This window comes from Streptomyces sp. NPDC047981, assembly GCF_040653315.1.
In the GTDB taxonomy this organism is placed as follows: Bacteria; Actinomycetota; Actinomycetes; order Streptomycetales; family Streptomycetaceae; genus Streptomyces.
Genome location: NZ_JBEZNQ010000024.1, coordinates 25672 through 49980, shown reverse-complemented (window position 1 = coordinate 49980; position 24309 = coordinate 25672). Strand labels below are relative to the sequence as shown.

The window sequence follows — 24309 nt, the reverse complement described above, 5'->3', positions numbered from 1 at the left end:
CGAGGGAAGGGCGGCCGGCGGCTCGCCGCCGCCCCTTCCCTCACCCGTCGATGACGACCACGCGCGCCCAGCCGGGCGGTTCGTCCGGGACGTAGTCGGGGTTGTCCTCGTTGTACCGGGGCCTCTTCGCACGGGGGAAGAGGCCCACCACCGTCCGGCACGGCGGCGGTGCGCTGGGCCACGGGGTCTGGCCGTCGGTCAGCGCCACGATCACATCGGGGCGCGGCCGCCCGCCCAGGGCCTTGGCGAAGCCGGCCCGTAGATCCGTACCCCCGCCGCCGATCAGCGGGATCCCCTCCGCGCGGCAGAGCGGGTGCGCGATCCGGGCCGCCGCGTCGCACGACACCACGCTGACGAGGTCGCGCCGGCCGCCCACGGTCCGGGAGATCGCGGCGACCTCCAGAAGCGCGCTGCCCAGTTCGGCGTCGCTGACCGAGCCCGAGGTGTCGATGACCACCGTGACGCGCGGCGGCCTGCGCCGCAGGCTCGGCAGCACGACACCGGGCAGCCCGGTCGAGCGCCGGGACGGACGGCCGTAGCTGTAGTCGTCTCCCGCCCCGGGGCCCGAGGTCGCCGAGCGGAGCGCCGCACCGAGCAACTCCCGCCACGGCTGCGGCGGATGGAAGGCCTCCTCCGCCCATCGACGCCACCCCTGCGGGGCGCTGCCCGGCCGCCCGGAGATGCCCTGCGCCACCCGGAACCGCACGGCGTCCCGCTGCTGCTCGCTCAGACCGTCCGCGCCGTCCGGCCCGAGGTCCCACTCCCGCTCGCTGCCGTCCGCGCCGCTGCCGCAGTCCAGCCAGACCAGGTGCGCCGTCCGGGGCCCGAGCCAGAACTGGCGCAGGTAGTCCTCCATCAGCTCCCCCGCGGGGAGGTGCAGGTGGCTCGGCAGGACGGCGCCCTCCGGGCGCACCAGACCGTCGCCGAACACGTCGTCGTTGATCTCCATGTCCGCCGCGATGTTCATCCGCAGCCGCTCGGCGGCGCCGGTCAGACCCCGCGTCCTGGCGACCCGCTCGCCGCGCCCGTGATGGTCGCGCAGCAGATGCGACACCTCGTGCACCCACACTCCGGCCAGTTCCTCCACCGGGGTGCGGTCCACGAACCCGGGGGAGACGTAGCAGCGCCAGTACGCGTCGACCGCCATCGTCGGCACCTGCCGCGACTCCACGGTGTGCAGCGCGAACAGCGCCGTCGCCAGGTACGGCCTGGCCCGGGCGGCCTGCAGCCGCGCGGTGTAGAGCTTGTCGAGGTCCAGTGCGAGGGGCGCCCGGTTCGGGACGGGCGTCTCCGGCGCGGCGCTGGCGGCGGTCGTGGCGGGGGTTCTGGGTGCCGTGGGAGTCCCGGGTGCGGCGGGGGTTCCGGGTGCGGCGGGGTTTCCGCGCGTGCCCGGCGTCATCGGCGGCCCTGCGGCTTCAGGGCCGCCTGGGCGGCCCGGGCCGCCGCGTCGTCGGCGCGCCGGGACAGGGAGACCACGCCCGCGAGCTTCTCGATCGCCTCGGGAACCGTCCAGTCCGCCTGCCGCAGCGAGGCGAGCGTCGTCGCGGGGACGACGACCAGGTCCGGGGCCCCGGTCTCCAACGCCCGTACCAGGACCGCCCAGGCCGCGTCCCAGCGCGCCTCGTCCGGACGCGCGCGCACCGCGGCGACCACCCCGTCCAGCGCCGCCTGGCGCAGGTCGCCGCGGTCGGGCAGCTCGGCGGCCCCGGGGTCGGCGAGCAGCGTCTCGGGGTCCGGCAGGTCCATCCGGTCGACGCTCGCCATCAGTTCGAGGCCCGGGCCGTCCCCCACGGTGCCCCGCACCAGTTGGGCCAGGACATCGCGTGAGGAGCCGGCCGCCGTCGCGAAGGCGATCAGGCGGAGGATCATGTCCCAGCTCCGGGGCGAGGGCCACGGACCGCCCCGCCGTGTCTCGCTATTGGGGAGCCGGTGCACCAGCTCGGGGCGGACGGTCAGGAACCCGCAGACCGCGCGCCGGGCGAACGCCACGGCCTCGGGCAGCTTGGCGGGGTCGAGTCGGGGCAGGGTGGCCCGGGGCCAGGTTCCGCCGAGGCCGCGGACGACGACCTCCGCGTCATGGACCCACTGCAGGTGGACGAACCGGTTGGCCAGGGGCGGGCTCAGCTCCCAGCCGTCGGCGGCCGACGACCTCGGGTTGGCGGCGGCCACGATCCGCACCCCGGGCGGCAACCGGAGGGCGCCGATCCGCCGCTCCAGTACGAGCCGGAGCAGCGCGGCCTGGACGGACGGCGGCGCCGTGGACAGCTCGTCCAGGAACAGCAGCCCCCGGCCCGCCCTGACCAGCCGCACGGCCCAGTCCGGCGGGGCCATCGGGACGCCCTGTTCGGCGGGGTCGTCGCCGACGACCGGCAGGCCCGAGAAGTCCGAGGGCTCGTGCACGCTGGCGATCACCGTGGTCAGGGGAAGGTCGAGCTCCTCGGCCAGCCGGGTCAGGGCCGCAGTCTTCCCGATCCCCGGCTCGCCCCAGAGGATCACGGGCAGGTCGGCGGCCACGGCCAGCGTCAGGGCCTCCAGCTGGGTGTCGGGCCGGGGCTCGGTGGTGGTGTCGTCCAGGAGCGTCAACAGGGCGCCGGCGACGTGGAGCGGGGAGTCGGGGGCGGGCGTGGAAGCGGGGGCGGGGGCGGGGGCGTACGCGGGCATGGTGGACAGAACAGTCATGAGTGATCACCTGTGGAGGTCGGTGGGACCGTGAGAAGTGAGGTGGTACGGGGTCGGAACCCCGGGTGATGTGGGCGGCGCGGGTGATGTGGACGCCGGGGTGGCGCGGGCGAAGTGGACGTCGGGTGGCGCGGGTGATGAGGGCTTGCGCCGGTGATGTGCGTCAGTGCGCGAGGCGGGGCCGGGTCCGTACGTCGCGAGGCCGACGCGGAGGGGGCAGGGTGCGGTGGGGCGGGGGTGCGTCGAGGCCCGAGCGGAACAGCCCGTACGCGATCCGCCGCCGGGCCGCCTCCTCCAGCGCGTCCCGCAACGGTCCGCCGCGGAGCGTCGCTCCGGGCCCGAGGAGGCCCTCGACGACGGCGAGCGCGCCCGCCACGTCACCGTGCTGCAGACGTTCGCGGACACCGGCGAGGCAGTCCGGGCGCCGGTGCGCCTCGTCGATCGCCCGCAGACACGGCAGCGGGGGCCCGCCGAGCGCGCCGAGCAGCTCCTCCCGGCCGAGTTCGTCCGGGCCGTGGTCCAGCGGAGCCAGTACGCCGTCGACCAGAGCGATCCGGTGCAGGTCGCCCCGGCACTCCACGAGCCGGGGCCCCGACGCCCCCCGCTCGTCGCCGCGGTCGGCCGGCACATGGTCCGGTACGAGCGCGGAGGCGACCAGCGGGTGCAGGCGCCCGGCCTCGATCGCGCCCGCCCGCAGCAGCTCCAGGTCGGGCAGCACCCAGGTCGCCGCATCCGGCAGGAGGACCGGCGCGCCCCGGCTCCCGGCATCCCGGGGAGCCCCCGGCTCCGGGGCCACCGCGAGCGTGAGGCGGCGGCGCGCGTCGAGGCGTACGGTCACCGGGCCCTCGGACCTGCCCTCCTCGTGGAGGACGAGCCTCGCCTCCGCCGGCCAGCGGTCGACGGCGCAGAGGTACCCCTCCGGCGCCTCCGCCCCGCCCGCAGCGGGCGTGTCCGCCCCCGAGCGCAGCCTTAGCTCGTCGGCCCTGCGCGCGTCCCACAGGTGGCGATGCAGATCGAGACGGAAGCGCCGACCGGGATGAGGGTGCGGGTGGCGCCCGGCGGTGCCCTGGCCGACGGACCCGGCGGAGGAGCCGCCCCAGAGGGCGAGGCTGATCCGCTGGCCGCCCTCCGCCCACGCGGGCGGGGTCCTGGCCACGAGATGCACCGGGCTCGCCCGCGCCGTCGGATCCGCCCGGGCGTAACGGGCCAGCGAGATCGTCAGACCCGGGCGCAGCAGCCCGTGCGGAGCCACCCTCGGCATGTGCCAGCGCAGCAGGTCGGGAACGAGATGGCGGAGATCGCGCCGGACCCGGTCGGTGAGGTCCCGGCCATGCGCCCGGGTCACCGACCGCAGGTCGAGGTCGACGTCGACGCGTGCCGCGGCACACGCCCCGGCCCAGTCACCGGAGAGGCGGCGGGCGGTCGCTGTCGCGATCATGGACGGCGGCACGGCGAACTCGCGGACGCGCAGCCAGAAGGAGAGGAAGGAAGCGTGGGCATCCTCGTACGCGGTGTGAGTGGTCATCAGCACTCACCTTGCGCGGACGGGACCCCCCAACACTGAGAGGTGTGAGTCGTCATCGCCGCGGAGCGTAGCGCGCCGCGTCCGCGGGCGACCACTGATTTACGGGACGGGAGGCGGCCGGAGGGCCGGCCGCGACCAGGTAGGCTGCCTCGGCGCGCGCGACGCGGCGCGCGCCACGACCCGGGAGGAAACCGCGTTGCACGTCCAGGAGTGGCTGGAGACGATCCCCGCGGTGGCGATCTACGCCCTGGTGGGAGTGGTGATCGGGCTCGAAAGCCTGGGAATCCCGCTCCCCGGCGAGATCGTCCTCGTCAGCTCGGCCCTGCTTGCCTCCCAGCACGGTGACATCAACCCGTACGTGCTCGGCGCCTGTGCCATCGCCGGGGCCATCATCGGCGACTCGATCGGCTACGCGATCGGCCGCAAGGGCGGGCGCCCGCTGCTCGCCTGGCTGGCCAAGAAGTTCCCCAAGCACTGCGGCGAGGCCAATGTGGCGCTGGCGGAGCGGTCCTTCGAGAAGTGGGGCATGTGGGCGGTCTTCTTCGGCCGCTTCGTCGCCCTGCTGCGGATCTTCGCGGGACCGCTCGCGGGCGTGCTGCGCATGCCGTACTGGAAGTTCGCCATCGCCAACGTCCTCGGCGGCATCCTCTGGGCCGGCGGCACGACGGCCGTCATCTACTCGGTGGGCATCGTCGCCGAGGCGTGGCTCAAGCGCTTCTCGTGGCTGGGTCTCGTGCTCGCGGTCCTGGTCGGCGTCACGTCGATGCTGATCCTGAAGAACCGTGCGAAGAAGGCGGCCGCGAAGGCCGAGACGCAGCCGGTGGAGGCGGCGGAGGCCGCGCCGACGCCGGTGCCGGTGGCGGACTGAGCGCTGCGCGGGAACCGCGACGTACGCGCGAGGGCGCGGTGGCCGCACGGCCGCCGCGCCCTCGCGCTGTGCAGAAGCGGGATCTCAGTCCTGGAACGCCTCGGCGTGGCCCTTGGCCAGGTGGAGGTACATCTCCGCGTTGAGGCGGATGCCCGCCTGCTCCTCCTCGGTCAGCGGCCGCCGCACCTTCGCCGGGACGCCCGCCACCAGCGAACCCGGCGGGATCTCCATCCCCTGCGGGACGAGCGCCTGCGCCGCGATCAGCGAACCGGCGCCGACCCTGGCCCCGTTGAGGACCGTGGCGCCCATGCCGACCAGGACGTCGTCCTCGATGACGCAGCCGTGCACGGTCGCGTTGTGGCCGACCGTCACCCGGTCCCCGATCGAGACCGGGAAGCCCGGGTCGACATGGACGGTGCAGTTGTCCTGGATGTTCGAGTCCTCACCGACGGCGATGGGGCCGCAGTCCGCCCGGAGCACCGCGTGGTACCAGACGCTCGCGCGGGCACCCAGCGTGACGTCGCCGAGAACCACGGAGGTCGGCGCCGTGAAGGCGGTCGGATCGACCTGCGGCTCCTTGCCGCCCACGCCCTTGATCAACGCCTCGGTCATCGTTCGCTCCTGCTCCCTCGTACGTGCGTCACGCCTCACCGGCACCCTAACCGTGGCTCATGACGGACATCACAGGGCACCCCACTGATCAGGTACGACCGTGCCGACTACCGTGTGCGGGTGCCCAGGAACAGAAACACGTTCTCTTCTCTCACCGCCTGGCGGCGCCGCGTTCTCGCCCGTGCCGTCCAAGGCGGGTGGCGCTGGGTGCAGGAGGCCGGTGCCGTGACCGCCGACAGTCCCGGGCGGTTGCGCTTCAAGCGCCTCGGCGCGGGCACCCGGCTGGCGTTCCCGCAGGGCACGGTCTTCGGCGAGCGGTGGATCGAGATCGGCGAGTGCTGCATCATCGCCGAGCAGGTCACCCTGACCGCGGGGATGCTGCCCGGCCTCGACCTCGGCCCCGACACGGTCCTGACCCTCGGCAACGGCGTCGTCCTGGGGCGCGGTAGCCATGTCATCGCCGACACCTCGGTGACGATCGGCTCGGACACCTACTGCGGGCCGTACGTCTACATCACCTCGACCAACCACAGTTACGACGACCCCGACGAGCCGGTCGGCCGGCAGTGGCCGCGCTCCGAGCCCGTCGAGATCGGCCCGGGCTGCTGGCTGGGCACGGGGGCCGTGATCCTGCCCGGTGCCAAGCTCGGCCGGAACGTGGTGGTCGCGGCGGGCGCGGTCGTACGGGGAGAGGTGCCGGACCATTCGGTGGTCGCCGGCGCCCCGGCGAAGGTCGTACGCAGCTGGGACCCGGAGCGGGGCTGGCAGCCGCCGCTGCGGACCCCGGCCCCGACCCCGGTGCCGGACGGGGTGATGCACGAGCAGCTCGCCGCACTCGCGGCCTGGGACCTCGCGGAGGGCTGACCAGGCTCGCGGAGACGGCGCCGGAGCCGCCCCGTGGGCGACGCCGTCAGCCCGTGGCCAGCAGGACCGTGCCGACCAGGGCCAGGCCCGCGCCCGCCGCCTGGACCGCGCGCAGCCGTTCCTTCAGCACCCCGCGCGCCGCGAGCGAGGTGACCACCGGGTAGAGGTTGGCGAGGACGGCGGCGACGGTCACCGGCCCGGTCTGCGCCGCGATGGAGTACGTACCGTTCGCGGCGACGTCCGCGAGGCCGACGAAGGCGAGCGCCGGGAGGGCCGCCCACACGACCTTCATCCCGCCACCGCCCTCGGGCAGCGCCCGTCCGCCCCGCTTCACCGAGACGTAGAGCGCGCCGCCGCCCACCGCCACGTTCGTCACCCGCTGCACGAAGAGGGCGAGGAACAGGCCGGTCAGTGTCGAGGAGGCCTCGGCGATGAGCGCCATGACCGAGCCGAAGCCGAAGGCGGCGACCAGGGTGAGGAGTACGGCCTGGCGCTGCACGGGCGCCCCGCGCAGCTCCGGACCGCCGGCCAGGACGATGCCGACGATCGCCACGCCGATCCCGGCGAACTGGAGGAGCCCCGGCCGGTCGCCGATGAGCAGGCCCACCGAGACGGGCACGACGACACCGAGCGAGCCGAGCGGGGAGACCACGCCCATCGGGCCGAGCGCGAGGGCCTTGTAGAAGGAGAGCATCGCGACCGGGCCGACCACGCCCGCGGCGACGGCGTACCAGAGCTGGGGGCCCGCCTCGGACCAGCCGCCGGTGGCGACCACGATCGCACCCAGGACGACGACCGCGACGGTCTGCGAGGCCACGACCACCGTGAGGGCGGGCATGCGCCGGGTGAGCAGCCCGCCGCCGAAGTCGGCCAGCCCCCAGAGGAGGGCGGTGGCCAGGGCGAACAGCGCAGTCATGGATCCTCGCAGGGAGCGGTCTCGCAGTACAGTGCGGTGGACAGCTGGTACACCGCGGTAGACCCCACCGTAGTTCAGTCTGTTGGACTCTGTCATCCAAAATATTGGACGGAATGTGTCGGACCTCGATCAGCTCACGCAGTCGCTCGCGCGGAATCTGAAGCGGTGGCGCAATGAACGCGGATTCACGCTGGACGCGCTCGCCGCCCGTGCCGGCGTCAGTCGCGGCATGATCATCCAGATCGAGCAGGCCCGGACGAACCCGAGCGTCGGCACCACCGTGAAGCTCGCGGACGCCCTCGGGGTCTCGATCACCACACTCCTCGACTACGAGCAGGGCCCGCACGTCCGCCTCGTTCCGCCGGACCAGGCCGTCCGCATGTGGTCCACCTCCACCGGCAGCCACACCACCCTGCTCGCCGGCACCGAGGCGCGCGGCCCGCTGGAGCTCTGGGCCTGGACGCTGATGCCCGGCGACGGCAGCTCCTCCGACCCGCACCCCGACGGCACGACCGAACTGCTGCACGTCTCGGCCGGGGAGCTCACCCTCGTGGTCGAGGGCGAGGACCACCGCATCCCGGCGGGCACCTCCGCCGTCTTCGAGGCCAACGTGCCGCACGCGTACCGCAACGACGGCGACGAGAAGGTGGAGATGACGATGGCCGTCTCCATCCCGCCCGTACGCTGAGACGCCGAACGCCGTTACCGGCGGCCGCTGTTAGCTTGGTCGCCATGCGCGCACCCATCGGAGACTTCGACAACGCCGTTCCCGCCGCCGACTGCCTCGACCTGCTCACGGAACCGGTGGCGGCGGCCGTGCGCGGCTGGCAGGGCAGTGTGCCGACGGACCAGCTGCTGTACGTCGACACCGACCCGGAGATCGCCGACACGGCGGTCTTCGTCGAGAACCACGGCCGCGAACTCCTCGAACAGTCCGCGAACTGCGTGATCGTCGCAGGGAAGCGCGGCGAGGAGACGACGCTGGCGGCCTGCGTGGTGCGCTCGGCCACCAAGATCGACGTCAATGGCCTGGTCCGCCGCCAACTGGGCTCCCGCAAGGTGCGGTTCGCGCCGATGGAGACCGCGACGGGCGAGAGCGGCATGGAGTACGGGGGCGTCACCCCGATCGGACTCCCGGCCGACTGGCCCGTCCTCGTGGACGCGACGGTGGTCGACACCCCCTGGGTCCTCATCGGCAGCGGGCGGCGGCGCGGCAAGCTGATCGTCCCGGGCAAGGCCTTCGCGGAGCTGCCCGGAGCGGTCGTCCTGGAGGGCCTCGGCATCGAGTGAGCCAGGGCCCCGCGGAGACCGGGCCCTGGGGGGCCGGGTCTCCGCGGGGCCCTGTGGGGCGGGCTCTCAGCCGAGTCGCGGGATCTCGATCGCCGGGCAGCGGTCCATCACCATGTCGAGGCCCGCGGCCCGGGTGCGTTCGTACGCGGCCTCGTCCACGACGCCGAGCTGGAACCAGACGGCCTTGGCACCCTTGGCGACGGCCTCGTCGGCGACCGCGCCGGCGAGCGCGCTGTTGACGAACACGTCCACGACGTCGACGTCGAAGGGGATGTCGTCGAGGGAGGCGTAGCCCTGTTCGCCGTGGACGGTCTCGGCCTTCGGGTGCACGGGGACGATCCGCTTGCCGTGCCGCTGCAGGAAGGCCGCGACGCCGTGGGCGGCGCGCTCCTCGTTCGCGGAGAGCCCGACGACGGCCCAGGTGTCGCCGGCCTGGTCGAGGATCCTGCGGATGGTTTCGGTGTCGCTGTGCACGCTCTGTCTCCGGTCTCCGAGTTCAAACACTCCCAGTGTCGGAACATGCCGCGGCCGCCGACGATTCCCGCCGCAGCGGCCCGCCGCCCCGCAAGCCGGCCGCGCTCGACCAGTACCGCGTCTTTACCTCCATCACCCGCGGCCAACCGCGCCGAGGAGAGAACCGGCATCCATCGGGATCGGCCGGTCCCCATAGGGTGACCCCATGCCTGCCACCACCCTGAGTTCCACGAAGGCCGCCGCCGCACTCCGGCGATCCGCCCGCGTATCCGCCGAGTTGCTCGTCGTCCTCGTCATGGCCGCGGTCGCGCTGTGGCTGCTGGGCAAGATGTGGTCGGTCGTCTGGCCCCTCATAGTGGCCCTGCTCCTCACCACGCTCACCTGGCCCCTCGCCCGTCTCCTGCGCCGCTGGGGGTGGCCGCCCGCTCTCGCGGCGTCGGCCGTGACCGTGCTCTTCCTCCTCGTCGCCGCGGGCATCGTCGCGCTGATCGCCGTCCCCGTCTCGTCCCAGTCGGGGGAGCTGGCCGACGGCGTGGTGCAAGGCATCCAGACGCTGCGCGAGTGGGCGGCCGGACCCCCGCTGAACATCGGCGACGAGCAGATCTCCGGCGCCTTCGACACGGCGGTCGACCGCGTCCAGAACAGTGTCGGCAGCCTGGTCAGCGCCGTCGGTACGGGCGTGGGCACCGTGTTCAACGGGGTGGTCACCGCCGTCCTCGCGCTCTTCCTCATGTTCTTCTTCCTCAAGGACGGCCCGCGGTTCCTGCCCTGGCTGACCCGCCAGCTCCCCGGCCGACTGGCCACCGACGTCCCCGTCGTGGCCGCGCGCGGCTGGGAGACGCTGGGCGCGTTCGTGCGCTCGCAGGCGTTCGTCGGTCTGCTCGACGCCGTCTTCATCGGCATCGGGCTGTGGATCCTCGGAGTACCTCTGGTGCTCCCGCTGGCCGTGCTGACCTTCGTGTCGGCCTTCGTGCCCATCGTGGGAGCCCTGTTCGCCGGCCTGGTCGCGGTCCTCATCGCCCTGGTGTCCAACGGCCCGACGGACGCGCTGATCGTGCTCGCCATCATCGTGGTGGTGCAGCAGCTGGAGGGGAACGTCTTCCAGCCCATGATCCAGAGCCGCGGCCTCGGCCTCCACGCCGCGGTGATCCTGCTGGCCGTGACGCTGGGCGGCAGCCTCGCCGGCATCGTCGGCAGCCTGCTCGCCGTACCCATCGCCGCGCTGATCGCGGTCGTCTGGAACTACCTGCGCGAACAGCTCAGCGAACCGGCGGCGGAGCTGGAGGGGCAGGAGGAGCCGGAGGCCGAGAGTCTCGGGCGCACCGACGAGTCCGGCGACGCCGGGGACGCGCCCCTCGACACCCCCGTCCCGGCCTAGGTTCGGTCCGGACTCCCGAATCGGCGCGCTCAGCCGACGCCCCAGGCCCGCAGCTCCTCCTCGCGCGGCGACTCGACCACGGTCGGTCCGTCGTCGCCGGGGCGGCCGAAGGTCATCACCGGCCGTGATCCGTCCCACCTCCGCCAGCCCGCGTCGCCCGTCGTCGCGAACCGCACCCAGGCGGAGTGCATCGCGTCGGCGAGCGGGCGCGGCACGTCAGGACCCGTCAGGGCCGCCGCCCCTGGCCGGTCGAGGGTGTCGAAGACGAAGGCGATCTCCAGGGCGTGGCAGGCGCCCAGGCCGAGGACCGGGGAGCGCCAGCCGAACTCGTAGACATATGTGGCCCCCGGCCCCGCCGCCCGGGCGTCCGCCAGCCGGTTCTGCGGCACCCGCAACAGCTTGTCCGTGGCGAGCGCGCCCAGCACCTCGCCGGGCGTCTCCCCGGGCCGGCGCGACCGGTACGTCCGTACGGTCCGCGCCGGCACCCCCGCCTTCCACGCCGCCGCGCGCAGCGCGAGACGGCCGATGCGCTCGGTGAGCCCGCTCGGCACGAACCACAGCCGGTACTCCTCCGTGTTCGTGCCCATCAGCAGGTCCACGTCCGCCGCAGCACCCGCGCGCAGTGCCTCGAACGGATCGCGGGGCAGGACCTCGCCGTCCACGGCGATCTGGAAGGAGTGTCCGCCGGTCAGCGGCGACCCTTTCCCCGTCACCTCGGTCTGGGCGTCGAGGAGCCGTTCCGGCGGTACGGCGGACAGCGCCCGCGCCGTCGCCGCCACGCCCAGCCGCCGGGCGATCGCCTCCGTCGTCCGACGGGCCCGGTCCAGGGGCAGTGCCGTCGGCGCTCCGCTCTGGAGCACGGCCCTCCGGAACAGGCCCCGCGCGAGTGGCGAGGCGAGCAGCGCCGCGAGGGAGATCGCGCCGGCCGACTCACCGAAGACGGTGACCCGGTCCAGGGCACCGCCGAAGGCCGCGATGTTCTCCCGTACCCACGTCAGCGCGGCCAGCTGATCACGCAGCCCCAGGTTGGCCGGGGCGTCGGGGAAGACCCCGAACCCCTCGATGCCGAGCCGGTAGTTGAGGGAGACGAGCACGACACCGTCGCGGGCGAACGCCTCCCCGTCGTAGACGGGGACGGCGGACGACCCGTGGACCAGGGAACCGCCGTGGATCCACACCATGACGGGTCGGCCCGTGGCACTCCGCCCGCCCGGCGGCGGCCATGGGGCCCAGATGTTCAGGTTGAGGCAGTTCTTCCCCGCGACATCAGGGTCCGGGAGGAGTGTGTCGAGCGGGGCCCTGTACGGGCGCTTGGGCGCCGTCGCCCCGAAGGCGAGAGCGTCCCGCACGCCGTCCCACGGCTCGACGGGCTCGGGCGCCCGGAAGCGCCGCGGCCCCACCGGCGCCTGGGCGTACGGCACCCCGAGGAAGGCCGCGACACCCGAGCTCGACTCCGCACCCGCCGACGCCGACTCCGCACCAGCCGACCTCGACTCCGCACGCGCCGATCCCGATCCCGACCCCGCCGACGCCGACGCCGACCCCGACGCCGACCCCGACCGCTCCGCCCAGAACCCGCGCAGGGTCCCGCCCCGCGTGGACACCATCGGTTCGCGAAGCCCGGTCATCAGCCACGACTCCCTTCCGAGCCGCCTGAGCCCGAGCCCGAGCCCGAATCCGCCCCCGCCCCCACCCCGGCCAGCGCCCGCTTGAGGACCTTGCCGGTCGGGCCGAGCGGCATCGCGTCCACGAACCGTACGAGCCGCGGGTACTTGTGGCGGCCCAGGCGTTCCTTCGACCACTCCACCAGCTCCGCCGCCCCGACGTCCCCCGCCCCCGGCCGCAGGACGACGACGGCGCAGATCTCCTCGCCCCTCGCCTCGTCGGGGACGCCGATCACCGCGACCTCCGCGACCGACGGGTGCCGGACGAGGACCTCCTCGACCTCGCGCGGGTAGATGTTGAAGCCGCCCCGGATCACCAGGTCCTTCTTCCGGTCCACGATGCTCAGGAAGCCGTCCTCGTCGCGAACGCCCAGATCCCCCGTGCGGAACCAGCCGTCCACGACCGCCGCGGCCGTCGCCTCCGGATCGTCCAGGTACCCCGCGAAGACGTTGTGGCCGCGCACGACGACCTCGCCGATCTCGCCGTCCGCGAGGAGTTCGATCCGGTCGTCGACGCCGGCGTCGGCGACCTCGACCTCGACGCCCCACACCGGGTGCCCCACGGTGCCGGGCCGCGTCCCGAGGTGCGGCTGGTTGAAGGTGGCGACCGGTGAGGTCTCGGTCAGGCCGTACCCCTCCAGGACCTGCGTGGCGAACGTCTCCTCGAATCGTTCGAGGACGGCGACGGGAAGCGCGGCGCCGCCCGACACGGCCGCCCGCAGCGCCACCGGCCGCCGCTCGTCGGAGGCCGCCGCCTCCACCAGCGCGTGGTACATCGTCGGTACGCCCATGAAGACGGTGACGCCCTCCTCGACGAGGGCCGCGAGCGCGGCGGGGCCGCTGAACCGGGGCATCAGGACGAGCGTCGCGCCGGCCCGCAGTGTCCCGTTCATCGCGCAGGTCTGCCCGTAGCTGTGGAAGAGCGGCAGACAGCCGAGGACGACGTCCCGCTCACCCATGCCCAACAGGTCCTGCGAGGTCACGGACGCGTTGAGGACGATGTTGAGATGGGTGAGGCGGGCGCCCTTCGGGCGGCCCGTCGTCCCGCTCGTGTAGAGGATCGCCGCGGTGTCGCCGGGCCCGGCCGGCTCGGCGGCCCGCAGCGGCTCGGGCGCCATCGGGGCGCCCTGGAGCGCGCGCACCCCGGCGCTCCGCGCCGCCTCCTCGGCCACCGCCCACAGGGGCCCGCCGCTCACGAGCGCGACCGCGCCGCTGTGCTCCAGGACGTACCGCACCTCCTCGGCGACCAGCAGGCCGTGGACCGGGACGACCGTGGCCCCGGCGGCCAGCGCGCCGTAGTACACCCGCAGGAACTCCGTGGTGTTCGGCAGCAGCACGGCCACGCGGTCGCCCGGCCGCACCCCCGCGGCCCGCAGCCCGGCCCCGCAGCGCAGCGCGTCGTGCCACAGCTCCCGGTAGGTCAGCCGGACCGCCCCCTCGACGACCGCGATCCGGTCCGGGTACCGGCGGGCGGACTCGCCCAGGACGTTGGCGACGCTCAGTGACATGGCACGCTCCAGGAAACGCTGCGTTGACAGGCCGGACACGGCCCAGAATCGTTCCTGGCACGGGCCGGGCACCATGTGCATCTGCCCAGCATGTGCCCTCGCGAGGTGGGCAGCGGCCCCTCCGAGATGTCGGGAGCGTGGCATCCGCCAAACGGCGGCGTTACGGTGCGCCCATGAACCCCACTCCGGCGGCGACATCCGGCCCCGGCCCCCGGACCGGCACCGGCCCCACGTCCGGCCCCGCCCCCGTCGTTCCCGTGGCGGTGCCCGGTGGCGTCGCCGGGGCGACCCTGCGCCGTACCCTCGCCGCCTCCCTCATCGGCGACCTGGCCCGGCTCACCGACCGGGCCGTGGACGACATCCGCGCCCACAGCGGTACGTACGCCTCCGGGACCCCCGTCACCCGCGCGGACCTGTGGGAGATCTGCCGGGACAATCTGCTGCGGGCCCTTCAGGACTTCGGCGGTCTCGCCCCCACCGGCGTGGACTTCGAGCAGGCCGCGCGCGAGACCGGCCGGCGCCGGGCCGAGCAGGACGTGCCGCTCGACACCGTCCTGCGCGCCTACCGGCGGGGCGGCCGGGTGCTCTGGCAGGTCATGGCGGAACACCTGCGCGCCCGGCCCGGCCGGGACAGCGACACCAGGGACACCGAACTCGACGTCGCCGGCGCCCTGTGGGAGACGATCGACCGCTACTCGGTCGCCATGGCCGACGCCTACCGGCTCACCCAGCTGGAGATGCAGAGCCGCCAGGACACCCGCCGCGTCGCCCTCTTCGAGGCCCTGCTCGACGGCCGCGCCGACGATCCCGCCGTCGCCGCGGCCGCCTCCACCGCCCTCGGGGTCCCCGTGAGCGACCGGTACGTCGTCGTGGTCGCCGCCCAGAACCCGGCCGCCCCGCCCCACCCGGCACCCGTCCTGGAGGCCGCGGGCCTGTGGTCCTTCTGGCGACCGCGCGCCGGTCGCTATGCCGGCATCGTCCGGCTGCCGCGCGGCGCCGGTGCCGACGCCGCGCGCGGGCTGCTCGACCTGCTCCGCCGGCAGACCGGCACCACCGCCGGGGTATCCCCCGAGTTCGACCGGCTCGCCCAGGCGGGCCGGGCCCTCCGGCTCGCAGAACAGACCCTCCGTACCCTCCCCGTCGGCAGCGGTGAGGCCGCGGCGTTCGACGACCGGCTCACCGAGGTGCTGCTCAGCGGCCGGGGCGACATCGTGGACCGGATCGTCGCCGTCCACCTCGGGCCGGTCCTCGCCACCGCCGGCGAGCGCGCCGCCCTCCTGGAGACTCTCCGGGTCTGGCTGGACTGCGGCTGTTCCGCCGCCCGGGCCGCCGAGCGGCTCTACTGCCACCGCAACACCGTCCTCAACCGCATCAGTCGTATCGCGGAGCTCACCGGACGCTCCAGCGAGTCGGGCGAGACCCGCCTCGGCTGGGCCCTGGCCCTGCGGGCCCTGCCCCTCGCGGACCTCGGTGACGAGCAGGAGCGGACGGAGGGGGACAGGGGCGCGTTCCCGGGCGCATAGGGTGGCGGGATGCAGGAGCAGTACCGCACGATCGCCCGCGAGGGTGTGCACGAGACCGAGATCAACCGCTCGCGCTTCCTCTGCGCGCTGGCACCGGTGGCGACCGAGCAGGAGGCGCAGGACTTCGTCGCGCGCGTCCGCAGGGAGCACCCGACCGCGAGCCACAACTGCTTCGCGTACGTCATCGGCGCCGACGCCGCCGTCCAGAAGGCGAGCGACGACGGCGAGCCGGGCGGCACCGCCGGCGTCCCCATGCTCCAGATGCTCCTGCGACGCGAGGTGCGGTACGTCGCCGCCGTCGTCACCCGCTACTACGGCGGTGTGAAGCTCGGCGCGGGCGGTCTGATCCGGGCGTACGGCGGCGTGGTCGGCGAGGCCCTGGACGCGCTCGGCACCCTCACCCGGCAGCGGTACCGGCTCGCCACCGTGACCGTCGACCACCAGCGCGCGGGCAAGCTGGAGAACGACCTGCGGGCGACCGGCCGGAACGTGCGCGAGGTGCGATACGGCGAGGCCGTCACCCTGGAGATCGGGCTCCCGGACGCCGACGTCGACGCCTTCCGCGGCTGGCTCGCCGACGTGACGGCCGGCGCCGCGAGCCTGGAGCTGGGCGGCGAGGCGTACGGCGATGCGTGAGCGCGATCGCAGGGCCGCCACCGGGACCGGGGCGGCCCCGACGACCGGAATCCCCGAAGCCACCGCCGTTGTCCGACCCCACCGATACGCTCCTGGATCATGAGATTCCTGCACACGTCGGACTGGCACCTGGGGCGGTCGTTCCACCGGGTGAGCCTGCTCGACGCCCAGTCCGCGTTCCTGGACCACCTCGTGGCGACGGTGCGCGAGCGTGACGTGGACGCGGTCCTGGTCGCCGGGGATGTCTACGACCGGGCCGTGCCGCCGCTCTCCGCCGTGGAGCTCTTCGACACCGCCCTGCACCGGCTCGCCGAGGCCGGGGTGCCGACGGTCATGATCTCCGGCAACCACGACTCGGCCCGCCGCCTCGGCGTCGGCGCCGGGCTCATCGAGCGGGCCGGGATCCACCTGCGCACGGACCCGGCCGGCGTCGGCACGCCCGTCGTCCTCGCCGACGCCCACGGCGACGTCGCGCTCTACGGCCTGCCGTACCTGGAGCCGGCCCTGGTGCGCGAGCGCCTCGGCGCCGCCAAGGCAGGACACGAGGCGGTGCTCTCCGCCGCCATGGACCGGGTCAGGGCCGACCTCGCCGCCCGGCCCGCGGGCACCCGCTCGGTCGTCCTCGCGCACGCCTTCGTCGCGGGCGGCGAACCGAGCGACAGCGAGCGGGACATCACCGTCGGCGGTGTCTCCGCCGTGCCCGCCGGGGTGTTCGACGGCGTCGACTACGTGGCCCTCGGCCATCTGCACGGCAGCCAGACCGTCACCCCGAGCGTCCGCTACTCCGGCTCGCCCCTCGCGTACTCCTTCTCCGAGGTCCACCACCGCAAGACCATGTGGCTGATCGACCTCGGTCCCGACGGCGCGATCGAGGCGGCCGAGCGCGTGGACTGCCCCGCCCCCCGCGCCCTCGCCCGCATCCGCGGCCGGCTCGACGACCTGCTCGCCGACCCCGCACTCGCCGCGCACGAGGAGGCGTGGGTCGAGGCGACGCTCACCGACCCGGTACGGCCCGCCGAGCCCATGGCCCGGCTCACCGAGCGCTTCCCGCACACCCTGCACCTGGTCTTCGAGCCCGAGCGCGCCGAGGACGACCCGTCCGCCTCGTACGCCCAGCGGCTGCGCGACCGCAGCGACCAGCAGATCGCGGAGGACTTCGTGGCCCATGTGCGCGGTGGCGCCGGACCCGACGACACCGAACGGACCGTGCTGTACGGCGCCTTCGACGACGTCCGCGTCGACGCGGCGGCCGCGGAGCGCGAGGTGGGCGCCCGGTGAGACTCCACCGCCTCTCCGTCACCGCCTTCGGCCCCTTCGGCGCCACCCAGGAAGTCGACTTCGACGCGCTCTCCGACGCGGGCCTCTTCCTCCTGCACGGTCCCACGGGCGCGGGCAAGACCTCCGTCCTCGACGCCGTCTGCTACGCCCTGTACGGAGCGGTGCCCGGCGCCCGGCAGTCGCCCGGGACCTCGCTGCGCAGCGACCACGCCCCGTCCGGCACGTACACCGAGGTGCTGCTCGAACTGACCGTCGGGGAGCGGCGGTTGGAGATCACCCGACGGCCCGCGCAGCCCCGCCCGAAGAAGCGGGGCGGCGGCTTCACCACCGAGAAGGCCCAGAGCTGGCTGCGCGAGCACGACTCCCGCACGGGCGAGTGGACCGCCCTCAGCCGCTCCCACCAGGAGATCGGCGAGGAGATCACCCAGCTCGTCGGCATGAGCCGCGAGCAGTTCTGCCAGGTCGTGCTCCTGCCGCAGGGCGACTTCGCGCGCTTCCTGCGCGCGGACGCGGAGGCACGCGGCAAGCTGCTCGGACGGCTCTTCGACACCCGCCGCTTCGCGGCCGTCGAGGAGCGCCTGGCGGAGCTGCGGCGCGCCGCCGAGCAGCAGGTGCGGGAGGGCGACGAGCGGCTGCTCGCGCTGGCCCACCGCACGGCGCAGGTCGCGGGCGGGGCGGTCGTCGACGAGCGGCCGGGCGAGCCCGGCCTCGCCCAGGCCGTCCTGACCCAGGCCGCCGTCGCCCGGTCCGAGGCGCGCGAGGCCCTCGACATCGCCGACGCGGCGGTCTCTGCCGCCGAGTCGCGCCAGGCCGCCGCACGCAGGACCCTCGACCGGGAACGGGACCTGGCGGCCCGTCAGGCGCGGTACGAGGAGACCCTGCGCCGCCAGGAGGCGCTGGAGTCCGGCAGGCCCGAGCGGGACCGCGTCCAGGCGGTGCTCGACCGCTCGCGCAAGGCCGATCTCGTGGCCCCGGCCCTCTCCCTGCGCGCCGACGCGGAGCGCGACCACGGGTCGGCGCGGTCGGCCCGCGAGCGGAGCCTCGGCCGGCTGCCCGCCGAGCTGGCCGACGAGGGCGCGGAGCAGCTGTCCGCCCGGGAGCGACGGCTGACCGAGGAGCTGGGCGGCCTCGAGTCCGCCCGGCGGGCGGAGCGACGCGCCGCCGAGGTCGTGCGGGAGCGCGCGGACCTCGACCGGCAGGCCCGCGCGGACGACGACATCCTTCAGGACGCGGGCGGCTGGCTCTCGGGCTGGGAGCCCCGCCGGGCCGGACTCGCGACCCGTATCGAAGCCGCCCAGGAAGCCGCCGCCCGCGCCGAGCACCTCGCGGGCCGGCTCGAACCGGCCCGCCGCCGGCTGGGCGCCGCCCGGCGCAGGGACGAACTCGCCGAGCGGACGACCGCCGCCGAATCCCGTCTGACGGCCGCCCGAGAGCACCGCAACGAAGCCCACGAGAGCTGGCTCGACGTCAAGTCCCGCCGTCTCCAGGGCATCGCCGCCGAACTGGCCGCCGCGCTCACGCCCGGCGACCCCTGCCAGGTCTGCGGCTCCGCCGACCACCCGGCCCCCGCCCGCACGGGCGCCGACCACGTCGACCGGGTCACCGAGGACGCCGCGTACGCCGCCTTCACGCGCGCCGAGGAGGACCGTACGGCGGCCGAGGTCGAGGCGGCCGCCACCGCCGAGGCATGGGCGGCGGCCCGCGAGGAGGCCCGCGAAGGGGCCGGCCCCGAGGCCGGCCCTTCCGTCGCCGAACTCGCCGCCGAGGTGGAGGAGCTGACGCTCCGGCACGCCGAGGCGCACGCGCTCGCCGCCCAGACCCACGGCGCGCGGGAAGCCCTCGCACGGGCCGAGCGCGAGTACGAGAACCGGGTGGCGGCACAGCGGGACGCCGAGCGGCGCGTCGCCGCGCGGACCTCGCGGCGCGAGGCGCTCGACCGGGAGCAGACCGCCCTGGAGGCCGAAGTGGCCCGGGGGCGCGGCGCGTCCGCGAGCGTCGCCGAGCAGGCCTCCCTGCTGGAGCGGAAGATCGCCGTCCTGATCGAGGCCGCAGAGACGGTACGCCAGGTGGAGTTGACCGCCCGCCGCCTCAAGGAGGCCGACGGCAAGCTCGCCGACACCGCGTTCCGCGCAGGGTTCGACACCCCCGACGAGGCCGCCGCCGCCCTCCTCCACGACGGTGAGCACCGCACGCTCCAGCACCGCCTCGACGCCTGGCAGGCGGAGGCGGCCGCCGTCGCCGACCGGCTCGCCGAGCCGGAGACCCGGGCCGCCGCCGGGCACCCGCCCGCCGACCCGGAGGCCGCGGAGGCGGCTCACACCTGCGCCGAGCGCGCCCTGCGCGAGGCCGGCTCGGCCCTCGCCGCCGTCCGTGAGCGCGGCGCCGAACTGGCCCGCCTCTCCCGGCAGACCGACACCGAGGTCCGCCGTCTCGGACCGCTGCGCGCGGAGTACGACCGGGTCGCCCGGCTCGCCGGACTGACCGCGGGCACCTCGGCGGAGAACGAACGCAGGATGCGCCTGGAGTCCTACGTCCTCGCCGCCCGGCTCGAACAGGTCGCGGCCGCGGCGACGGCCCGGCTCCAGCGGATGTCCTCCGGCCGCTACACCCTGGTCCACTCCGACGCCCGCTCCGGCGGCAAGCGGGCCGGCCTCGGCCTGCACGTCGTCGACGCCTGGACGGGCAACGAGCGGGACACCGCCACTCTCTCCGGAGGCGAGACCTTCTTCGCCTCCCTGTCCCTCGCCCTGGGCCTCGCCGACGTCGTCACCGACGAGGCCGGCGGTGTCCGCCTCGACACCCTCTTCATCGACGAGGGCTTCGGCAGCCTCGACGACCAGACCCTGGACGAGGTCCTGGACGTCCTCGACTCGCTGCGCGAGCGGGACCGCAGCGTCGGCATCGTCAGCCACGTCGCCGACCTGCGACGGCGCATTCCCGCCCAGTTGGAGGTCGTCAAGGAACGGACGGGATCGGCGGTGCGGCAGAAGGGAACCGGCGCCTGAGCGTGCCGGCGCCGGGCCGGTGCCGTCCCGCCCGGGATCAGCGGCCGATCGAGCGGCGGGGGAGGGGCGAGGAGTACACCACGCTCGTCGTCACCGAACCCAGCGCGCCCACCTTGCCGGAGATCTCCTCCAGGTGCTTCATGGAGCGGGCGGCGACCTTCAGGACGAAGCAGTCGTCGCCGGTCACGTGGTGCGCCTCAAGCACCTCGGGGGTGGAGGCGATCAGGTCGTGGAACGGCTTGTAGTTGCCGTTGGGATAGCGCAGCCGGACGAAGGCGAGGATCGGAAGACCGAGCCGCTCCGGGTCGACGACGGCCGCGTACCCCGTGATCACCCCGGCCTCCTCCAGCCGGCGCACCCGCTCGGTCACGGCGGAGGCCGACATGGACACGGCGCGGGCCAGCTCGGTGAAGCTGGCCCGGCCCTGGCTCTGCAGGGCGTCGAGGATGCGCCAGTCGGTGGCGTCCGGGGTGTATCCGGTCAAGACGGTCATGACCGTGATGGTGCAGGGGAATCCCCGGGCGATCAAGCGATCGCCGGGGAGTTCTCACCGTCCGGAACACCCGACGGGCGGGATGTCCCACCTGGTCAGAGCCGCGAGATCTCCTCGACGAGGTCGTCGAGGCCCAGCGGCCCCTGCGAGAGAGCCGCCATGTGCCACGCCTTCGCGTCGAACGCGTCGCCGTGCGCGGCGCGCGCGTTCTCGCGGCCGAGCAGCCAGGCCCGCTCGCCCAGCTTGTACCCGATCGCCTGCCCCGGCATCGAGAGGTAGCGGGTCATCTCGCTCTCGACGAAGGCCGGCGGCCGGCTGCTGTGCCGCTGGAAGAACTCCTGGGCGAGCTCGGGCGTCCACTCCTCGCCCGGGTGGAACGGCGAGTCCGCCGGGATCTCCAGGCGCAGGTGCATGCCGATGTCGACGATCACCCGGCAGGCCCGCATCATCTGCGCGTCCAGATAGCCGAGGCGCCGCTCGGCGTCGGGCAGGAAACCCAGCTCGTCCATCAGCCGCTCCGCGTAGAGGGCCCAGCCCTCCGCGTTGGCGCTGACCCCGCCGATGGTCGCCTGGTAGCGGGAGAGCTGGTCGGCGACGTGCACCCACTGCGCGATCTGCAGGTGGTGGCCGGGCACACCCTCGTGGTACCAGGTGGACACCAGGTCGTACACCGGGAACCGGTTCTGGCCGTCGACCGGCAGCCAGGTGCGGCCCGGCCGGGAGAAGTCCTCCGACGGACCCGTGTAGTACGGCGCGGCGGCGCCGCCCGGCGGGGCGATGTGCGACTCCACCTTCCGCACCCGCTCGGCGAGTTCGAAGTGGGTGCCGTCCAGCGCCTCGATCGCCTCGTCCATCAGGCCCTGGAGCCAGACCCGTACCTCCTCGACGCCCTCGATGTGCGTGCCGTGGACGTCGAGATGGGCGAGCGCCTCCCACGGGCCGGAGCCGGGCAGGATGCGGTCCGCCTCCGTCCGCATCTCGCCGAGGAGCCGGTGGTACTCGGACCAGCCGTACGCGTACGCCTGGTCGAGGTCCAGGTCGGTGCCGTTGAAGTACCGCGACCAGCGCCGGTACCGCTCGCGGCCCACCGTGTCGGGCGCGCCGGCGACGGCCGGGGCGTAGACGTCGCGCATCCAGTCCCGCAGCGCGACGACCGCCTCCGTGGCGCCCCGGGCCGCCGAGGCCAGCTCCGCACCCAGCTCGGCGCGGAGCGACTCCGGCGCCGTGGCCGCGAACTCCTCGAACCAGCCCCGCGCCCCGGCGTCGTCCCCGCCCGCCCACTCCGTCAGCTGGCCGATGAAGGTGGTGGTCGCCCGGGGCCCGCCCAGGAGCTTGCGCTCGAGGCCCAGTGCCAGGGCCTCGCGGTAGCCGTCGAGCGCCGCCGGAACGCCGCGCAGTCGCTGGGCGACGGCCTCCCAGTCCGCCTCGGTCTCGGTCGGCGCCACCGTGAACACCATCCGCACGCTGTGCGCGGGGGAGCGCATGTTGCCGACCGCGCAGAGGCCCTCGTCGGCGTCGTGGACGGCGAGTTCGGCCGTCAAGCGCTCCCGCAGCAGCCGGGCGCAGCGCCGTTCGGCGTCGGTGTCCGCGCCCGGGAGCCGCTCGGCCTCGTCGAGCCGGGCCAGGGTGCGGCGGGCGAGTTCCGCCACCGCCTCCTGGCCGGCGGGCGAGAAGTCGGGGAGGAGGCCTGCGCTCGCTTCGACTCCCAGGTAGGTACCGGTGATCGGGTCGAGTTCGATGAGCGCGTCGACGTAGCTGTCGGCGACCTGGCGGGGCATCGGGCTGCTGGAAGTCTCTGGCATGGGGGTCATCCTCCTGCCTCCACGGTCCTCGCGTCATCCTCGATCGATCTCATGAGGCTGACAAATGAGCGCTCGGATCGAGGGCTCGCGCGCCCCCCGGACGGGGACCCGCCGACGGTCTACGCGGGTCACCGCGCGCATGCGCTCGACGGACGGGCCGAACAGTTCGCGCCGGTGCCGCCGCCGCATGACCGGCGGCCACGCAGCAAGCCCCAAGTCGACTTTGGCCGGATCCCGTCGGCGGCGGTTCCCCGGTCGTCCCGGGTGCCATGCGAAGGATCCGGCCAAGTTGCGGCCGTGGGCGGCCGTGGTGCGTCGGTCGTGCGTCCGGTGGTCAGCGCTCGCCGAGCTGCAGCCGGCGGACGGCGGCGGGCGCGGGCTTCGTGGCCAGACGGGCCGTGATGACCAGGGTGCCCTCCTCGATCTGGTAGTCGAGGGGGAGGTTCAGGGCCCGCATCGCGGCCACCATGCCGGTGTTGGACGACTGCGTCACGGCGTAGACGCTCGCGCAACCGGCCTCGACGGCCATCGCGACCAGTCGGCCGAGGAGTTCGGCGCCGATACCCCGGCGCTGCCAGTCGTCCTCGACCATCAGGGCCACCTCGGTCTCGTCGCCGTCCCAGAGCAGGTGGCCGAGGGCGACGAGCCGGCCGGAGGTCGTCTGCACGGCCAGGGTGCGGCCGAAGCGGGGGCTCAGGAGATGGTCGAGGTAGCGGTCGGCGTCCGCGACCGGGCCGTGGTAGCGCAGGGCGAGTGTCCGGGCGGAGCAGCGGTCGTGCATGGCGCGCGCGGCCGCGAGGTCACGCTGGTCGGCGCGGCGGACGGTGATCTCGTTGCCCTCGGGCAGGGTCAGGACGTCCTGGCTGCGGGGGATGCGCGGGCCGAGGCGGGCGTCCAGTTCGACGAGCGCCCGGGCGCGGGCGAACTCGGTCGGGGTGAAGGGAAGGTGGGCCCGCTCGATGGTGAGCACGCCGCCGTTCGGGTCGCGCAGCCGCATCACCGTCTCCTCCAGGACGCCCTCGACGGGGGCGGTCTCGCCGGTGGGCCGGCCGCTCAGGGAGACGGCGGGCAGGGAGTGGATCCTGCAGCGGCCGAGGAGCTGGCGCAGGGCGAGGGGGAGTTCGGCCGCGTCGAGCGCGGTCCGGGTGGCGAGGCCGAGGAGCCGGGTGGGGGTGTCCACCAGGTCGTGGGCGTCGGCCCGCTCGATCCAGGTGTCCCGGCCACCGGCCGCGGCGATCTCCGCCGTCAGCTCGCCCGCCTGGAGAGCGCCGGGAGTGCGCAGCAGGAACTCGTCGACGGTGCCCTCGGCGAGCGGGTGGGTCTGCAGGGTCAGGATGTCGACCCCGTGGCGGGCCAGCGCCGTGCACAGCGCGGCGAGGCTGCCCGGGGTGTCGCGGACCGTGGTCCGCATCCGCCAGAGGGCGGTCTCGACGGGCGCGCCGGAAGCACCGCCCTCGGGGTGGGTCTCGGTGGCCGGCGGCAGCGGGGTGAGCCCGGTGCCGCCGGGATCGCCGACGGGCGGTGCATGGCTGTGGCGCCTGGCCCACCAGGTGTGGAAGGTCGCCGTGGCGATCAGCGCGATCGCGGAGAAGACGAGCATGTACGGGCCGTCGGCGCCGCGGACCACGGTCTTGGCGATGGTGTCGGCCACCACCACGGCCGTGAAGAGGGCGGCGAGCTCGATCAGGTCCCGCCGCCAGTGGTGGGGGCGGCGGGCGGTCTTCGCGGACGTCACATCGGTCATGACCACACTGTGGCCCAACGGTGTTGCGTGATCACGAACGCTTTGTGACT

The 24309-nt window shown here is 74.4% G+C and carries 20 protein-coding genes; 9 read left to right on the top strand and 11 right to left on the bottom strand.

What is annotated here, in order from left to right; genetic code table 11:
• Nucleotides 1-40 precede the first annotated feature (40 nt).
• The 3 genes from AB0E14_RS16600 to AB0E14_RS16590 all read right to left on the bottom strand — a co-directional run bounded on the left by AB0E14_RS16600 (nt 41) and on the right by AB0E14_RS16590 (nt 4204).
• A complete protein-coding gene (locus AB0E14_RS16600; protein ID WP_362417513.1) occupies nt 41-1399 on the bottom strand; it encodes a VWA-like domain-containing protein in 1359 nt (452 codons plus the stop codon).
• The gene (locus AB0E14_RS16595) at nt 1396-2679 is read right to left on the bottom strand and encodes a MoxR family ATPase (protein ID WP_362417510.1); all 1284 of its coding nucleotides are present in this window, start codon (nt 2677-2679) and stop codon (nt 1396-1398) included. Before AB0E14_RS16595 ends, AB0E14_RS16600 begins: the two co-directional genes overlap by 4 nt.
• 163 nt (nt 2680-2842) lie before the next feature.
• A complete protein-coding gene (locus tag AB0E14_RS16590) occupies nt 2843-4204 on the bottom strand; it encodes a hypothetical protein (RefSeq protein ID WP_362417508.1) in 1362 nt (453 codons plus the stop codon).
• A gap of 196 nt (nt 4205-4400) precedes the next feature.
• Between AB0E14_RS16590 and AB0E14_RS16585 the strand changes: the two genes are divergently transcribed.
• A complete protein-coding gene (locus AB0E14_RS16585) occupies nt 4401-5072 on the top strand; it encodes a DedA family protein (protein ID WP_362417505.1) in 672 nt (223 codons plus the stop codon).
• Nucleotides 5073-5156: 84 nt separating this feature from the next.
• Here the strand turns inward: AB0E14_RS16585 and AB0E14_RS16580 are convergent, their stop codons facing one another.
• The gene (locus tag AB0E14_RS16580) at nt 5157-5684 is read right to left on the bottom strand and encodes a gamma carbonic anhydrase family protein (protein WP_362417502.1); all 528 of its coding nucleotides are present in this window, start codon (nt 5682-5684) and stop codon (nt 5157-5159) included.
• 120 nt (nt 5685-5804) lie between these two features.
• On the opposite strand from AB0E14_RS16580, the gene AB0E14_RS16575 reads away from it, so the two are divergent.
• Nucleotides 5805-6548: an acyltransferase gene (locus tag AB0E14_RS16575; protein ID WP_362417499.1), complete on the top strand. Its 744-nt coding sequence runs from the start codon at nt 5805-5807 to the stop codon at nt 6546-6548.
• A gap of 46 nt (nt 6549-6594) precedes the next feature.
• Here AB0E14_RS16575 and AB0E14_RS16570 read toward each other — a convergent pair whose 3' ends face one another.
• A complete protein-coding gene (locus AB0E14_RS16570; RefSeq protein ID WP_362417496.1) occupies nt 6595-7464 on the bottom strand; it encodes a DMT family transporter in 870 nt (289 codons plus the stop codon).
• A gap of 115 nt (nt 7465-7579) precedes the next feature.
• Here AB0E14_RS16570 and AB0E14_RS16565 point away from each other — a divergent pair, with 115 nt between their 5' ends.
• Both AB0E14_RS16565 and AB0E14_RS16560 read left to right on the top strand, forming a co-directional pair.
• A complete protein-coding gene (locus tag AB0E14_RS16565; RefSeq protein ID WP_362417493.1) occupies nt 7580-8152 on the top strand; it encodes an XRE family transcriptional regulator in 573 nt (190 codons plus the stop codon).
• A gap of 44 nt (nt 8153-8196) precedes the next feature.
• Nucleotides 8197-8754, top strand: a complete 558-nt coding sequence (locus AB0E14_RS16560) for a YbaK/EbsC family protein (RefSeq protein WP_362417490.1) — start codon at nt 8197-8199, stop codon at nt 8752-8754.
• Nucleotides 8755-8820: 66 nt separating this feature from the next.
• On the opposite strand, the gene AB0E14_RS16555 is transcribed toward AB0E14_RS16560, so the two are convergent.
• Nucleotides 8821-9228 (bottom strand): CoA-binding protein, encoded by a 408-nt coding sequence (locus AB0E14_RS16555; protein ID WP_362417487.1) that lies wholly within the window; start codon nt 9226-9228, stop codon nt 8821-8823.
• A gap of 205 nt (nt 9229-9433) precedes the next feature.
• Between AB0E14_RS16555 and AB0E14_RS16550 the strand changes: the two genes are divergently transcribed.
• Nucleotides 9434-10606: an AI-2E family transporter gene (locus AB0E14_RS16550; RefSeq protein ID WP_362417484.1), complete on the top strand. Its 1173-nt coding sequence runs from the start codon at nt 9434-9436 to the stop codon at nt 10604-10606.
• Between the two features lie 29 nt (nt 10607-10635).
• On the opposite strand, the gene AB0E14_RS16545 is transcribed toward AB0E14_RS16550, so the two are convergent.
• On the bottom strand, nt 10636-12234 hold the full coding sequence (locus AB0E14_RS16545) for a carboxylesterase family protein (protein ID WP_362417481.1): 1599 nt from the start codon (nt 12232-12234) through the stop codon (nt 10636-10638).
• On the bottom strand, nt 12234-13778 hold the full coding sequence (locus AB0E14_RS16540; protein ID WP_362417478.1) for a long-chain fatty acid--CoA ligase: 1545 nt from the start codon (nt 13776-13778) through the stop codon (nt 12234-12236). The genes AB0E14_RS16545 and AB0E14_RS16540 overlap by 1 nt, the downstream gene beginning before the upstream one ends.
• Nucleotides 13779-13951: 173 nt before the next feature.
• On the opposite strand from AB0E14_RS16540, the gene AB0E14_RS16535 reads away from it, so the two are divergent.
• From AB0E14_RS16535 to AB0E14_RS16520, 4 genes are all read left to right on the top strand, one after another.
• The gene (locus AB0E14_RS16535) at nt 13952-15301 is read left to right on the top strand and encodes a helix-turn-helix domain-containing protein (RefSeq protein WP_362417475.1); all 1350 of its coding nucleotides are present in this window, start codon (nt 13952-13954) and stop codon (nt 15299-15301) included.
• Nucleotides 15302-15310: 9 nt separating this feature from the next.
• Nucleotides 15311-15937, top strand: a complete 627-nt coding sequence (locus AB0E14_RS16530; protein WP_362417472.1) for a YigZ family protein — start codon at nt 15311-15313, stop codon at nt 15935-15937.
• Nucleotides 15938-16036: 99 nt separating this feature from the next.
• Complete coding sequence (locus AB0E14_RS16525) at nt 16037-17215, top strand: exonuclease SbcCD subunit D (protein ID WP_362417469.1); 1179 nt, start codon at nt 16037-16039, stop codon at nt 17213-17215.
• A complete protein-coding gene (locus AB0E14_RS16520; protein WP_362417466.1) occupies nt 17212-20220 on the top strand; it encodes an SMC family ATPase in 3009 nt (1002 codons plus the stop codon). The genes AB0E14_RS16525 and AB0E14_RS16520 overlap by 4 nt, the downstream gene beginning before the upstream one ends.
• A gap of 37 nt (nt 20221-20257) precedes the next feature.
• Here the strand turns inward: AB0E14_RS16520 and AB0E14_RS16515 are convergent, their stop codons facing one another.
• The 3 genes from AB0E14_RS16515 to AB0E14_RS16505 form a co-directional block, all read right to left on the bottom strand.
• A complete protein-coding gene (locus AB0E14_RS16515) occupies nt 20258-20713 on the bottom strand; it encodes an Lrp/AsnC family transcriptional regulator (RefSeq protein ID WP_362417463.1) in 456 nt (151 codons plus the stop codon).
• 95 nt (nt 20714-20808) lie between these two features.
• Nucleotides 20809-22515 (bottom strand): DUF885 domain-containing protein, encoded by a 1707-nt coding sequence (locus tag AB0E14_RS16510; RefSeq protein WP_362417460.1) that lies wholly within the window; start codon nt 22513-22515, stop codon nt 20809-20811.
• Between the two features lie 334 nt (nt 22516-22849).
• Entirely contained in the window at nt 22850-24259 is a 1410-nt protein-coding gene (locus AB0E14_RS16505) for a GNAT family N-acetyltransferase (protein ID WP_362417457.1), read from the bottom strand.
• Nucleotides 24260-24309: the final 50 nt, after the last annotated feature.

Bases quoted from the DNA above. Each gene is read 5' to 3' on its own strand.
- AB0E14_RS16510 (WP_362417460.1), bottom strand. From the start codon at position 22,515: ATGCCAGAGACTTCCAGCAGCCCGATGCCCCGCCAGGTCGCCGACAGC.
- AB0E14_RS16595 (WP_362417510.1), bottom strand. From the start codon at position 2,679: ATGACTGTTCTGTCCACCATGCCCGCGTACGCCCCCGCCCCCGCCCCC.
- AB0E14_RS16545 (WP_362417481.1), bottom strand. From the start codon at position 12,234: ATGACCGGGCTTCGCGAACCGATGGTGTCCACGCGGGGCGGGACCCTG.
- AB0E14_RS16515 (WP_362417463.1), bottom strand. From the start codon at position 20,713: ATGACCGTCTTGACCGGATACACCCCGGACGCCACCGACTGGCGCATC.
- AB0E14_RS16590 (WP_362417508.1), bottom strand. From the start codon at position 4,204: ATGACCACTCACACCGCGTACGAGGATGCCCACGCTTCCTTCCTCTCC.
- AB0E14_RS16600 (WP_362417513.1), bottom strand. From the start codon at position 1,399: ATGACGCCGGGCACGCGCGGAAACCCCGCCGCACCCGGAACCCCCGCC.
- AB0E14_RS16570 (WP_362417496.1), bottom strand. From the start codon at position 7,464: ATGACTGCGCTGTTCGCCCTGGCCACCGCCCTCCTCTGGGGGCTGGCC.
- AB0E14_RS16550 (WP_362417484.1), top strand. From the start codon at position 9,434: ATGCCTGCCACCACCCTGAGTTCCACGAAGGCCGCCGCCGCACTCCGG.
- AB0E14_RS16535 (WP_362417475.1), top strand. From the start codon at position 13,952: ATGAACCCCACTCCGGCGGCGACATCCGGCCCCGGCCCCCGGACCGGC.
- AB0E14_RS16530 (WP_362417472.1), top strand. From the start codon at position 15,311: ATGCAGGAGCAGTACCGCACGATCGCCCGCGAGGGTGTGCACGAGACC.
- AB0E14_RS16560 (WP_362417490.1), top strand. From the start codon at position 8,197: ATGCGCGCACCCATCGGAGACTTCGACAACGCCGTTCCCGCCGCCGAC.
- AB0E14_RS16540 (WP_362417478.1), bottom strand. From the start codon at position 13,778: ATGTCACTGAGCGTCGCCAACGTCCTGGGCGAGTCCGCCCGCCGGTAC.
- AB0E14_RS16580 (WP_362417502.1), bottom strand. From the start codon at position 5,684: ATGACCGAGGCGTTGATCAAGGGCGTGGGCGGCAAGGAGCCGCAGGTC.
- AB0E14_RS16505 (WP_362417457.1), bottom strand. From the start codon at position 24,259: ATGACCGATGTGACGTCCGCGAAGACCGCCCGCCGCCCCCACCACTGG.
- AB0E14_RS16525 (WP_362417469.1), top strand. From the start codon at position 16,037: ATGAGATTCCTGCACACGTCGGACTGGCACCTGGGGCGGTCGTTCCAC.